The sequence below is a fragment of the Paenibacillus xylanexedens genome (genome assembly GCF_007680605.1).
Classification (GTDB): domain Bacteria; phylum Bacillota; class Bacilli; order Paenibacillales; family Paenibacillaceae; genus Paenibacillus; species Paenibacillus xylanexedens_B.
Window position 1 is genome coordinate 2,625,078 of sequence record NZ_VEIO01000001.1, and the last position, 12,975, is coordinate 2,638,052.

14 protein-coding genes are annotated in these 12,975 nt (G+C 46.5%); 3 read left to right on the forward strand and 11 right to left on the reverse strand.

The genetic code is table 11. The features are described 5' to 3' along the window. Positions 1–93: 93 nt before the first annotated feature. From FS818_RS11645 to FS818_RS11680, 8 genes are all read right to left on the reverse strand, one after another. A complete protein-coding gene (locus tag FS818_RS11645; RefSeq protein ID WP_145331923.1) occupies positions 94–957 on the reverse strand; it encodes a PHP domain-containing protein in 864 nt (287 codons plus the stop codon). 45 nt (positions 958–1,002) lie between these two features. Continuing rightward, a complete protein-coding gene (locus FS818_RS11650) occupies positions 1,003–1,914 on the reverse strand; it encodes a selenium metabolism-associated LysR family transcriptional regulator (RefSeq protein ID WP_145331924.1) in 912 nt (303 codons plus the stop codon). 154 nt (positions 1,915–2,068) lie between these two features. Further along, a complete protein-coding gene (locus FS818_RS11655) occupies positions 2,069–2,506 on the reverse strand; it encodes a hypothetical protein (RefSeq protein WP_090923653.1) in 438 nt (145 codons plus the stop codon). A gap of 164 nt (positions 2,507–2,670) precedes the next feature. Further along, on the reverse strand, positions 2,671–2,934 hold the full coding sequence (locus FS818_RS11660) for a YlbG family protein (protein ID WP_090923781.1): 264 nt from the start codon (positions 2,932–2,934) through the stop codon (positions 2,671–2,673). A 93-nt stretch (positions 2,935–3,027) separates the two neighbouring features. Next, a complete protein-coding gene (locus FS818_RS11665) occupies positions 3,028–3,465 on the reverse strand; it encodes a YlbF/YmcA family competence regulator (RefSeq protein WP_090923654.1) in 438 nt (145 codons plus the stop codon). Positions 3,466–3,561: 96 nt separating this feature from the next. Beyond that, positions 3,562–5,388: a helicase-associated domain-containing protein gene (locus FS818_RS11670; protein ID WP_145413895.1), complete on the reverse strand. Its 1,827-nt coding sequence runs from the start codon at positions 5,386–5,388 to the stop codon at positions 3,562–3,564. Continuing rightward, positions 5,366–7,093 (reverse strand): DNA repair helicase XPB, encoded by a 1,728-nt coding sequence (locus FS818_RS11675; RefSeq protein ID WP_397351739.1) that lies wholly within the window; start codon positions 7,091–7,093, stop codon positions 5,366–5,368. The genes FS818_RS11670 and FS818_RS11675 overlap by 23 nt, the downstream gene beginning before the upstream one ends. Positions 7,094–7,236: 143 nt before the next feature. Further along, the gene (locus tag FS818_RS11680) at positions 7,237–8,409 is read right to left on the reverse strand and encodes a M20 metallopeptidase family protein (protein WP_145331926.1); all 1,173 of its coding nucleotides are present in this window, start codon (positions 8,407–8,409) and stop codon (positions 7,237–7,239) included. A gap of 210 nt (positions 8,410–8,619) precedes the next feature. Between FS818_RS11680 and FS818_RS11685 the strand changes: the two genes are divergently transcribed. Both FS818_RS11685 and ftsW read left to right on the forward strand, forming a co-directional pair. Further along, positions 8,620–8,967: a YugN family protein gene (locus FS818_RS11685; protein ID WP_090923657.1), complete on the forward strand. Its 348-nt coding sequence runs from the start codon at positions 8,620–8,622 to the stop codon at positions 8,965–8,967. Positions 8,968–8,979: 12 nt separating this feature from the next. After that, a complete protein-coding gene (gene ftsW / locus FS818_RS11690; RefSeq protein WP_145331927.1) occupies positions 8,980–10,266 on the forward strand; it encodes a putative lipid II flippase FtsW in 1,287 nt (428 codons plus the stop codon). 115 nt (positions 10,267–10,381) lie between these two features. Here the strand turns inward: ftsW and FS818_RS11695 are convergent, their stop codons facing one another. After that, positions 10,382–10,744, reverse strand: coding sequence for an Asp23/Gls24 family envelope stress response protein (locus FS818_RS11695; protein ID WP_090923659.1), 363 nt, complete (start codon positions 10,742–10,744; stop codon positions 10,382–10,384). Positions 10,745–10,926: 182 nt separating this feature from the next. Between FS818_RS11695 and cax the strand changes: the two genes are divergently transcribed. Beyond that, on the forward strand, positions 10,927–11,997 hold the full coding sequence (gene cax / locus FS818_RS11700; protein WP_145331928.1) for a calcium/proton exchanger: 1,071 nt from the start codon (positions 10,927–10,929) through the stop codon (positions 11,995–11,997). A gap of 178 nt (positions 11,998–12,175) precedes the next feature. Here cax and FS818_RS11705 read toward each other — a convergent pair whose 3' ends face one another. Next, positions 12,176–12,469, reverse strand: coding sequence for an Fpa/YlaN family protein (locus FS818_RS11705; RefSeq protein ID WP_090923661.1), 294 nt, complete (start codon positions 12,467–12,469; stop codon positions 12,176–12,178). A gap of 220 nt (positions 12,470–12,689) precedes the next feature. Continuing rightward, positions 12,690–12,935 (reverse strand): HPr family phosphocarrier protein, encoded by a 246-nt coding sequence (locus FS818_RS11710; protein ID WP_090923662.1) that lies wholly within the window; start codon positions 12,933–12,935, stop codon positions 12,690–12,692. Between the last annotated feature and the right edge of the window lie 40 nt (positions 12,936–12,975).

Here is a 12,975-nt window from a genome sequence, read left to right on the forward strand (position 1 = left end):
CCCTGCCAGCAAAGGCCGAGGGGATTTTTTAGGTTGTCGTATATGTTTAGAAAAGTAACACATGTCACTCCAGTTATTAATTCCCAGAGGATGTCATCTCCTGCTGTGTGCAGCCGCCTGCAGTCTTTCGAGCACATCAAAAGGTACCGTCTTGCTACCCAGATCTCCATGAAAAACAACGCCTTGTCGTTCGCCATGGTAATCTGAACCACCTGTTACAATAAGATCATATTCCCTGGCCATTTCAGCATATCTACGTTCCTCTTCCGGACCATGGTCTGAATGAAATACCTCAATACCATCTGGAAGGGTTTCTACGATAATCCGGCGTACTAATTCATCATCGTTATAGAGACCCGGATGCGCAATTACAGCAGCACCTCCCGCTACTCTGATCCACTCGCAGGCATCCTTAGGCGTAACCCGCGGTACAGATACGAAGCCAGGCTTGCCTTCGGCAAGATACTTATTAAATGCATCTCGCATGTCGGTAGCGTATCCCTTCTTCACCAACACATCAGCCATATGAGGTCTACCAATGCTCTCATCAGGCTCTAGCGGCCGTCCCAGTCCATCCAACACTTCCTGCCAGCTTATATCCAATCCTAGTTGCTGGAGCTTGCCAATAATCAGATGATTCCGTTCTTCCCGCGCTTCTCTCAATCCGCGCAACCGTTGCAGAAATAACTCATCCTCCGTATTCACGTAATAACCGAGCACATGAATATCTTTACCACCAGCCCGCGTGCTGATTTCAACTCCAGCTATAACATCAATATCGTACTCTTTTCCCGCTCGCTTGGCTTCGGCTACGCCAGCTACCGTATCATGATCCGTTAAGGCTACTGCAGCCAGTCCTCTCTGTTTTGCAAGCTTCACGTTATCAGCCGGTGGTTGCATACCATCTGAAGCCTGACTATGCGTATGAAGATCACAGCGTCCTTGATGCTGGTCCATTGGCTCCCATTCCTCTCTGATTGAAATTTTACAGTGCATGCACCCTTAAGCCCGTTCTCCCTGCTCGTGCTCGTGTTGACGCAAATACCCCAAAAAGGCAACAGCGGACAAAGGCAACAAAGACGACTTAAGGTGAATGGCATAAAACTGCCGTTTGAATTCAAGCCCGCGAATATCCACAATATGTACAAGCCCCAGAGCCAGCTCATGTTGCACGGACGAAGGAGACAACATCGTAATACCCACCCCAGCCTCTACAGCCGATTTGACCGCACCTGTACTCCCAAGCTCCATGACCACATTCATGTCACTCGGATCTATTTTTTTCTTTTGCAGTTGACCTTCCATCACTTGGCGAGTACCTGAACCTTCCTCACGTAGCACAAAAGGGTAATTCATTACTTCTTCCAAGTTTACTTTTCCTCGTCCTGCCAGATCATGCCCTGCTGGTACAATTAGCTTCAGTTCATCCTGCATCACAGGTTCGACGATCATATCCGGGTGATTTACCGGTGCTTCGATTAATCCAAAATTCAACTGGTGCTTCAAAATCTCATCCATGATCTGGGTGGTGTTCATCACTTTCATCACAATCGAGATGTCGGGATACTGTTTGGCAAAAGGCCCCAGCATTCGTGGCAACACATATTCACCAATGGTCAGACTTGCTCCAAGTTGTAATCTTCCCTGCAATTTCTGCGTAAAAGCAGACATCGCTTCATCTGTCTGACGGACAAGTTCTACACTTCGCTTGGCGTGAGGCAGTAACGTTCTTCCTGCCTCCGACAATTCTATTTTTTTGGTGGAACGATGCAGCAGTTTAGTTCCGAAATAGTCCTCGAGCGATTGGATCTGCATCGTCACAGCCGGTTGAGTCATATGTAACGCCTGCGCAGCTGCGGAAAAACTCCCCTTTTCCGCTACCGTATAAAAAATGTGCAACTGATGAAAATTCATATCTTCGCCCCTCTTCTATTACACTTACTATATTGTATCCGATTTCCAGCCTGGCAACAAAAAAAAAGCATGCAGCTTGTCTGCATGCGTTGGTACAAATTATTTTTCACATCTCATACATAAATTTTATGATTGCAATCTCAAATCTGTTTCATCATCTATGCTTCCGGCTATTTTTGACCAGTGTCATTCTTCTGGAATGCCTCAGCCAAGAATAATATGACTTCAGATCTCTCAGTTCAATCGTCTCCGACATACGTCCCAAAAACGTCACTACAATCATTTTGTGTAGTGGATTGCCCGTAATGTCATATTCTCCTTCAAGCTCGGAAAACTCGGCAACCACCACCAGATCATCGTCAATCAGATAAACATCCTGCTCATTGCGGTAATATGGCGTTACCCTGTCCTGCTTCAGACACTCCCATAACCAAGCCGCAATATGGTCATCATCACTACGTGCAGGCTCAATACGGTCTGCATACCGCATCTTTGCATGATGGGTAATGACGATGTCAGCCACTTTCTTGTCTCCGAGAGCCACAAAAAACGGCTCGTAGGTGCTCCAACGTTGCATCACCTTATCACGCATGGGAATCACTCTCCACCAGATAGGACTTTCTATCTATTTATTACCCAATATATTACAACATTAGTCCCGTAACAACAAGGCGTAAGTTTAACTTTTTTTCGCAAAAGTCTATTTAAGCTTATTTTAGAAAAGAGCGCCCCAGTGGGCCCCTCCTATGTTTCCTGCTATACTCCGTAAAAACTTGTTTTGTCCGCGGTTTTGCTAGCATACTCGGTTTTGATTTCATTTCGATAGGAGCGCTCGATTTTGCGCACATAGGAAAGCCGCTTTACGTTTTTCATCGTATCGTCAGCCCGTTCTGCATTAACATACATGACAACATAATGCATCCGGCGGGAGATATAATGCACGGTACCATATTTTTCGAGATTGCGGGCCGCTTTCAAATCACTGACCCAAATAATAAATCCTGTTCTTTCCGCAAACACCATCGTTCCCCGCCCTTCTATAAATGGAGACCGGCCCTCGAAAGGCCCGGTCTGTTCAAAGTCTAAAAAACTATAATGTAACTGTCTTCGGGATTAACTGCATCCACATTTGCCGCCGCTACCGCAACCGCCTTTAGGATTAGGATCGTTGCTTGGCACCTTAATCGTGCTCGATACAGCAAAAGCAATGGTTTCGGACATCTGAAACAGCATCTCATCCAATGCTTGCTCAGCCTGTTTGAAACGAGCTACAGCTTCAAAGGATTCCAGTTCCTTCTCGATCGCTTTCACCTGATCCTTCGCTGCGTGAAAGTCGGGATGAAAATGGCCAAAACGCTGTGTTTCTTCAAAAAGCTCTTTCTTGGCATTTAATCTGCGAATGCCCTCTTGAATCTCAGAACTTGTTTCGACTTGCTGCTTCCAATATAAATAATCCGATACTTCGGCAGATTGGTTAATCATGTCGCCCAGTTCATATGCGCCCGTTAACACTTGGGCCATATCGACCGTGTTTATTTCCGCTACGCTCATGAATTATTCATCCTATCTATATATAAAGTTCTACTTAACGTAGACTTCTTCATCATAGCATATCCATGAAAGGTTAAGAAGAGTTTTTCCTCTAAACTAGACATCATCCGGTAGAATAAGACGCATGGTATCCCAGTCTTCCGGGATAAATGTTCGCCATTCCGTTCGCGATGCTGTTTCGTTCGGATCCAGAATACACCAGCCTTCCAGTATCCATTGTTCTTGCTCTTCCACCTGATGCGGAATTAGAACAAACGTATCCGTCCCCTTTTGAATTCCTAATTTCACTTGCCATTCGATGGCTTGCATTGCAATTTGGCGCTCTGTCGACAGGTGATACTTCCTCCATTCCCTGTGCCAATTTTCAGGTATATCAGCCTTTCTCTCGTTCCATGCCGATTTTTCAATCATAAAATAGTCAGACTTATCCTCATCGCAGTCCACGGCTATACCAGATATAGACGGTAATTGCATTAATCCTTGAGTCTCACCGTTGTAAAAGAAAGGGGATTTCTGCGTCGATCTTCTGTTTCTCTCCCTTTTCCACTGCTCAGGGTAATCCGGATTCGTAGTAGCAAACACCAGAATATCTTGCTTATCTTGAACATTCTCCCCGACTGTTGCCCAGTCCTTCAGCGTAACAAATACTTGGTCAGGCAACTCCCCTTGTCCATGTCTCTGTATAAAATCAGCGATGTCTTCCCACTTCACTCCACTCGCAGCAGCGATTTCCATTCGGTCTTTGGTTAAACGATAGATCGACATCTGGTCGCGTGTGATCCGTTCACAGTATTGCTCGAGTCTCCAGCAGACTTCAGGTGGCACATCCGGCGGCACCATGACTTCAAAGTCGGGTTGCACATAAAATTTGCCGTATTGCATCTCTTCCTGCTCGTGTAGCCTATCTACATGATATACACCACAGTCCGCTCCCCTGCTCAAGAATTCCACTGGATGGATCAACCAGCGAAATGCCAACTCTCCATCCTCATTCTCACCGATCTCACCAAACCCCCAGCCAGCTAAAGCATGCAACCAACTATGAAACCCTGAATTACCTCCTCCGCATAGTACACGGCACCATCGATTCACTCCAGGCGCAAGCACCGCGAGCTGATAGCGAAACTGTTGCATCTCTGATCCAGCCCCCCCATATCGCTCCATGCATACTCTAAATACTTCACCATGCATCTCGAACCAGGACAACTTGATCCACTGTTGCAATTTATCTTGCCTGATTTCGAAGCCTCGATCTGTTTGTTGCACCAAGTTTAAGCAAAGCAGTAAATCCAGCAAAATGACTACATGCACCGGGTATAATGCCTTATGATCATACGTAATCTCCATCTGTTGGAAATCCTCTTGAGACATGATCGTTAATGTGCTTAACTTTTGTACCGTTCTCTTATGTATTGTACCTTTGCCAGTGACAGGTAGACCTTCTTTATTAATCCAAGCAAGAAGATGAAGTAATTCCCCTGCGATATGAGGTTTTCCTTCCTTAATGACATACCTGACAGAACCGACCATCGGTTCAACACTGCGTTCAAGACGATCTGTATACGCTAAGGTCAACATCGCCAGATGGCATTCAGGGATATAAAAAGAGCATTCTCCCCAGCTTTTATGTACGGATTTAACCCATTGTTTACGGCGCAGCATGGCAAAAGCAAGCTTCGCTTCTGCTCCACTTAATCCCTCCTTAGCCCAAACCTCCGAAGGCAGAAGAGAAGAGAACGTTTGACCCGCATATTTGCGAAAAAGAGCACCAAGCACCCGTTGCTCCGCTGACGTAAGTTCAGACCACAGTGTCAGATCAGCCAACTTTCTCGATTTCATCGATTTCTCCACTTCAAACTCTAGACCAGACATCAGCATTTCCCTTCCCTTCTGCAACATGTTAATGAACCTTGTCCTGCTCATGCACTATCGCATATTCGTAACCTTGCTCTACCAAAAACATCTGACGATTTAACGCAAAATCCTGTTCTTTGCTATTTTCGGAAACCAGTGCATAGAAATAAGCTTTGTTCTCACCTGCTTTGGGGCGTAAAATCCTTCCAAGCCGCTGGGCTTCTTCTTGCCTTGAACCAAAACTACCAGAAATTTCGAGGGCTACCGCGGCATCCGGCAAGTCAACCGCAAAATTGGCAACTTTGGATACAACAATCGTACGAATTTCGCCCTTTTTAAAAGCAGAAAACCAGCGAATACGCTCCTGTTGAGACATCGATCCAGAGATTAGAGGTGCATCAATTTCCCGGGCAATCATCTCAAGCTGATCGAGATATTGTCCAATGACAAGTGTCGGTAGGTTTTGATGTCGTTCCAGTAAACGCTTTACAACCTTTAATTTCGCCGGATTTTCAGCTGCCAGGCGGAATTGATGTTTTCCCTCCGCCTGCACATAAGTTGATCTTAATTCAGGAGACAAGGGCACCCTCACTTCCTGACACTTTACTTCTGCAATCCAGCCTTGCTGCTCCAGCTCTTTCCATGGCATATCATATAATTTGGGGCCGATCAGTGAGAACACATCCTGTTCGCATCCATCTTCACGAACAAGTGTGGCGGTCAAGCCCAAACGACGAGTGGCCTGAATGTCCGCAGTAGCCCGAAACACCGGAGCAGGCAACAAATGTACTTCATCATAGATGATCAACCCCCACTTTCTCTCATGTAAAAGATGAATGTGTGTGAAATCCGAGGCTTTAGATTTTCGATGAGTCAAAATTTGATATGTTGCCACCGTTACCGGTTTCACCTGCTTTTTCTGCCCCGAATACTCTCCGATCTGTTCCGCATTTAGCGTTGTTTTATCCTGAATTTCCTGTATCCATTGCCGGACAGAGGTTGTATTGGACGTTAAAATAAGGCATTCACATTGCAACCGTTCCAGCACAGCCATGCCAATAATCGTTTTGCCTGCTCCGCAGGGCAGTACCAGAAGTCCGCTACCGCCCACGCCTTCACCGTCTTGAAAAGCATCTACTGCTTTCTGCTGATAAGGGCGCAATGTAAATATAGCTTGTTCTCCCTCTTCGCATCCGCTAGACATACTAGCCGTTAAATCATTAATATTAGGCCTCCAGCCAAATGAAAGTTCGCTCCCTTTCCGATAACCGGCATAATCCAATACAGGGTAACCAAGACGTGTCAGTTCCCTCTTCAACAAACCACGCTTTTCCCCCGAAAACACAAGCTCATGTACGCTCGTTCGTTCCATACGGAAAGCTGATATCGATTTGATGTCGCTCAAATCATCCAGCAATTGCTCGTCTTCGCTAGTTAGGCGCATCGTGGAATGGTCTGGCTCGGCATGCAGCTTTAATTTGCCGTATTGCTCCATTATTCTGCACACATCCTGCGTGAGAGCCGCAGACACATTCCAGCGTGACACTTCCTCAAGACTCTTCATCACCCGTTCTGAATTCCAGCCTAGTGCGGCCGCATTCCACAGCGACAACGGGGTGATCCGGTAGGTATGAAACGTCGCAGGTGTCTTTACCAGTTCGGCGTACATACTGAGCTCCGCTCTGGCTGTTTCAAACCCCGGATGCCCCACTTCAAGCAATACCGTGAAATCACGCTGTACAATGCAAGCTCCCTGCGGATTGAACATCTCCATCTTTCCCACATCCATTCCTAATCTATATCATTCGAACAAAGATTCTGACTCGTATACTCCGACCCGCAAACTTCATTTGATACACGACAAAAAAAGCACCCTGTCCATACCCTTGGTATGTTCAGGATGCCCAACTATAGTTCTCAGCATTCGGTTGCGTAGCCTTTCGCCAATGCCACAAACAGTTTCACGCCCGTCTGCATGGCGTCCTCGTCAAAATCAAACATCGGATGGTGATGAGGATATACCGCATTTTTCTCCGGATTACCCGCACCGACAAATATGAAGCAACCCGGCACCTTTTGCAAATAATACGCAAAGTCCTCTGCAGGCATCAGCATCGGAGAGTTCTGCACCCGGTCAGGGCCAAATAACGCCGTTGCTTCATTAAAAAAACGTTCAGTCTCCTGCGCATCATTAACCACCGGCGGATACCCCATGATGTATTTCACCTGTGTTTCCGCACCATAAGCAGCCCCCGTTTGCGCCACCATGGCTAACACACGCTCTTTCATATTCGTCCGTGTCTCTTCATCAAACGTTCGTACCGTGCCGCTGAGCTTGCACTGCTCTGCAATCACATTCTGCGCAGAACCCGCCTGCATCGTGCCAATCGTTAGTACTGCCGGGCGCAACGGATCAACGGACCGGCTAACGATAGTCTGAAGCTGCATCACAAGCGCGGAGCCCGCAACGACACTATCAACGGTAGCTTGCGGCATGCCGCCGTGACCGCCTTTTCCTTTGATATCAATGTAAAAGTCATCCGCCGCCGCCATCATTGGTCCTGACGTGCTTGCAACGATGCCAACGGGAAGCGGTGTCCATAGATGAATGCCGTAGATCACGTCTACACCTTCCAAAGCTCCGTCTGCAATGACCTGGACAGCACCGCCCGGTAGCAACTCTTCGGCTGGCTGGAACAGAAACCGGATCTCGCCCTGTACTTCCTGCTTATGACGACTGAAATAAAGCGCGGTTCCCAGCAACATCGAGATATGACCATCGTGGCCGCAAGCATGCATCGCCCCGGGTTGCTGTGAAGCGTACTCCACATCCTTCTCGTCCTGCATCGGCAATGCATCCATATCAGCGCGAAGCATGACTACAGGCCCTGATTTGTCCCCGCGAAGTGTTCCAATCACCCCATGGCCACCTATATGACGTTTCACCTCAATGCCAAAGCTCTCCAGCATATCTGCCACAAAAGAGGATGTTTTCTCCTCATGAAAGGAAACTTCAGGATTGCGATGAAGGTGACGCCGCCATTCCACCATATGGATTTGCAGATCTTCCCACCAAATTTGATTTGTCATGTAACCCCATCCTTTCGATCATCAGCAGGGCTTGTTCACAGCCCCAAACCTTCCTCTTCAAACCTATTGCAGTATATTGTAGCAGAATTGAAAGAAAACCGATACGAAAGGCCTTTGGAAAGCTTGCACGGGAAGGGGAAACATACTATCATGAACTAGAGAAACACACGAGAATTATACTCGGAAGCTTATGAGGAGGATCAAACGCTTATGATTTTTGAGAATACAGGCTTGGATGGCTTGAAAAGCGACTTGGCATACCTGGATGAGAGCGCCGAGAAAGTCGGATTTGTCCGGTGGCAATGGGAATATTACCGTGCTACATATGACTACAAAATCGAAGATGAACAAACCAACTCAGAATACTTTGTACGCATTAATACGCGCGCGGTAGAAGGCAAACTGGAGAAACCCGATACGGTTCTGGCCGTTGAAGCCGTTTATCTGGGCAAAGCTACTTTCCCGCATGGACTTGATTACGACTCTTCCGTTCCGCAGCCAGTCGTGAAGCTGGCCACCCAAAAATTGCAGCAGCTCAAAGAACTGCTCGAAGCTTAGGCGGGCCAGATTATGAAACAACAAACGGCCCAGACGAGAACGAAGAGAGGCACGCCGGATTTTCAACTGCTAATCCTCACTTTATTGTTGGTGGGCTTTGGACTGGTGATGGTATTCAGCTCCAGTTCCAGCATCGCAATCGCAAGCGAAAGTTTTAAAAACGATGCCCTTTACTTCACGAAAAAACAACTTATGTGGGCGATTATCGGTCTGGTTGGCATGTTTTTTGCCATGAATATCCGCTTTAATAAGTACAAAAAGCTCTATGCACCCTTTTTCCTGTTTACCACAGCACTGCTCTTACTTGTATTAGTAACGGGTAAAGTGCTAAACGGTGCCAAAAGCTGGATTCATCTCTTTGGATTCAGTCTGCAACCTGCAGAGTTCGCCAAAATTGCAATTATTTTATATCTGTCTGCACTCATCACCAAAAAAGGCGAACGTTTCCGTGACTTCAAGACCGGATATTTCCCTGTTCTGTTCATCGTCGGATTTATTGCAGGATTGATCATGCTGCAGCCAGACTTCGGTACCTGTTTCATTCTGGTATCTACCTGCGGTCTTGTCATTTATGCTGGTGGAGCTAACATGAAGCACATTCTGGGTTCTATTTTATTGGTTGTGCTTGGTGGCGCACTTGCCTTTGGAGCTAGCGCCCTCTTTTCCTCCATGTCTCCGGACACTCCTGCGCTGAACAGCACAACAACGGTGACAGCGGAGCAGAACTACAAAATCGGACGTATTCAAGCCTTCCTTAATCCAGAGTCTGATATCAATGGCGGAAGTCTCAACCTCTACCGTTCTCTGGTTGCCATCGGTGACGGCGGCATTACAGGTTCGGGAATTGGACAAGGCACCATGAAGTTGCATTATTTGCCGAATGCCTATAATGACTTTATTTTTTCCGTCATCGGAGAAGAGCTCGGTTTCATCGGGAGTGCATTGTTCCTGCTCGTTTATCTGTACTTTATCTGGAGAGGCATTATCGTCTCGCTCCGTTGCCCTGATCCTTTTGGAACGCTGGTGGGCATAGGTATCATGGGGCTTATTGCGATCCAGGCCTTCATCAACATTGGTGGGGTAACTCAAACGATACCTGTAACGGGGGTTACACTTCCGTTTATCAGTTATGGGGGGACTTCGCTCTTTGTCATGATGGTGGCGATGGGTATTGTGCTAAGTATTTCACGGACCAATAACCTGGAAGCGATCAAGGAACAAAAAACGAAATCGGTAACGGTGCAGACACGCACCTCCCCGGCACTTCGTTCAAGGGACTCGATTCGCCGAGTTCGTTAATCGAATGAAAAAAGACTTTGCATCTGATGGATGCAAAGTCTTTTTTGTGGTTATTTTGTATAAAGATAAGGAACAAAACATAGATTTGTTCATTCCTTACGTGGAGTCTAAAGATCTACAGATCGTCGCCTTTGAAAGAGACACCTTCAACCTTCACATTCACTTCGACTACACGCAGTCCGGTCATCGTTTCTACCGCTTCTCGTACATTCTGCTGAAGCATACGGGAAACTTCATGAATCGGAGTTTCGTACAGGACGATGATGCGCAGATCAATGGCTGCTTCCAGCTGGCCGACCTCTACGCCTACGCCCTTCTGTACGTTTTTACCGCTGAGACGCTTCGCCCAGCCCTCTGACAAACCTCCAGACATTGCGGCGATTCCAGGTGTTTCCATTGCAGCCATTCCGGCAATTTTCGCAACCACGTCATCGGCAATCCGGATGTTTCCGCTCTCCATTTGAAGTTGTTCTGCCATGCCACATCCTCCTTCACTTCGTTACTCGTATTTTAAATCCTTTCCACCCTAAAAAGCAAATTTAACTGTAAAAGATGCGTTTACAACCTGTCCACCTTTGGTTATATTGAAATATGAAATTAATCGCATAGGTACATAACGTGATTTCAAAACAAAATATGTAAATAACCGAGGTGTTTTTTGTGAAAAACCGGATTTCATCCTTTTTGCTGATTGCTTTTTTTGCGCTCAGTGCCATCGCCCACTTCTTGAAATGGGATTCGATTCTGCAGTTCGTGATATCTGCCATTTCGGTTATTTTTGTGGCCGGTTTTTTAGGTAAAGCGACCGAAAGCGTGGCTCACTACGCCGGTCAACGACTAGGAGGATTCCTAAATGCCACCTTTGGCAATGCAGCCGAACTCATTATTGCGATTTTTCTCGTAAAAGAGGGCTTGTTCGACATGGTCAAAGCCAGTCTGACCGGATCCATTATCGGTAACCTGCTACTCGTGCTGGGACTCAGCATTTTTGCCGGCGGACTAAAGTATAAAACGCAGAATTACAATGTTTCGCTTGCGGGACTGAATGGCTCCCTGATGATCGTTGCCATTATTGCCCTGTTCGTCCCGGCCGTATTCCTGAACACCCACTCTATCACACAGCGGGATACGAATACACTCAGTCTCATTGTGGCTGGTTTGCTTATCCTGGCTTATATTGCTTGGCTTATCTTCTCTATGGTCACGCATAAAAGCTATCTTGCCGATGTAACGGATGACCAGGACGAAGAATTGCCTCATGAACACGCTCCGGCGTGGTCAAAGAAAAAGTCGATCCTCTATCTCGTAATTGCTACAGTTATGGTCGCCTTTGTCAGTGAATGGCTGGTTGGCACACTTGAAGTATTCACTTCAGAGTTTGGATTAAGTGAGCTGTTCGTTGGTGCGTTCCTCGTGGCCATTATCGGTAATGCAGCCGAACACAGTGCAGCCATCATGCTTTCGATGAAAAATAAAATTGGCGCCGCTGTTGAAATTGCCGTAGGTAGCAGTTTACAGATCGCACTATTTGTAGCTCCAGTGCTGATCTTTGTAAGCTATTTTACGGGTCGTACGATGGATATCGTGTTTACCACCATTGAACTGGTCGCCATCGGCGTGTCTGTTTTTATTGCCAAATCGATCACACAGGATGGCTCCACCAACTGGTATGAAGGTCTGCTTCTGCTGGTTGTTTATGTCATTCTAGGTGTCTCATTCTTCCTGGTATAACCAAACTGTTAACTGACGTCATACCAATGCTTCATACATCAAGAGACAGCCGAGGGATTGCTTTCCTGCGACTGTCTTTTTTTACTCCTACTTCACCATCAGACAGTGCATCTTCGAATACAAAAAAAGCATGCAACGGAATGTGCATGCCTTCTATTCTGACCCGCGCGATTGCAGGCTATTGCTCATTCTTTTTGTTCAAAGCTTCATATAAAATCGCCAAGTTCCGCTCAAGCGCGCTAACCATCTGCTTACCTGTACCTTCTGGAAGGAGTCCCGCACGGACAGCAAAATCAACTTCCTTGGAGAACCCATACATCTGTGTATCCAATACTTCCTCATAGAGAGGGCAGTAGCGGGTAGCCAGATTCTCCATCTGTACTTCAATAAGCTTCTGTATTTTATCTGCATCTTCTTGTAGAAGATTGATTGCTTTCAGGTTCAGCTGGTCCTGCAGATCAGATGAAGTCATGCATCATTTCCCCCCTATGTCCCAAAATCGCGTAAAGACGTTCTACCTCTAATATTAGACGAAATGAAGAGCTAATACAAGAACCTGACCAAAATAACCGCACGAGTTGTGAGCTCTGTTACAGCCTTTTCTCCCTTTCTCTAATTCGCTCTAACGGACATTGCGTTCTGCTATGATTAAAAACACCCCTGCCCGAAGACAGAGGTGTTCTTAAATGATGTTATTCAGATGCGATGTTTACATTCAGGCCATGCTTTGCAAATACTTCTGACATCGCTGCCTTCGCTTCATCTGCATCCGGGCCATGAACATGCAGTTCATAACTGTGCGTGCTGATCAGCGTTGTAAACAACCCAAGAATACTTTTTACGTCGATATACTTGTTCTCTGAATGAAGCACGATTGAAGAAGTAAACTTGCCTGCTGTTTGAGCAATTTCCACTACAGCCGCGTTATTACTCGACATAGGAATCCCTCCGTCTTTTCACTTTTGGTATCATCTATTA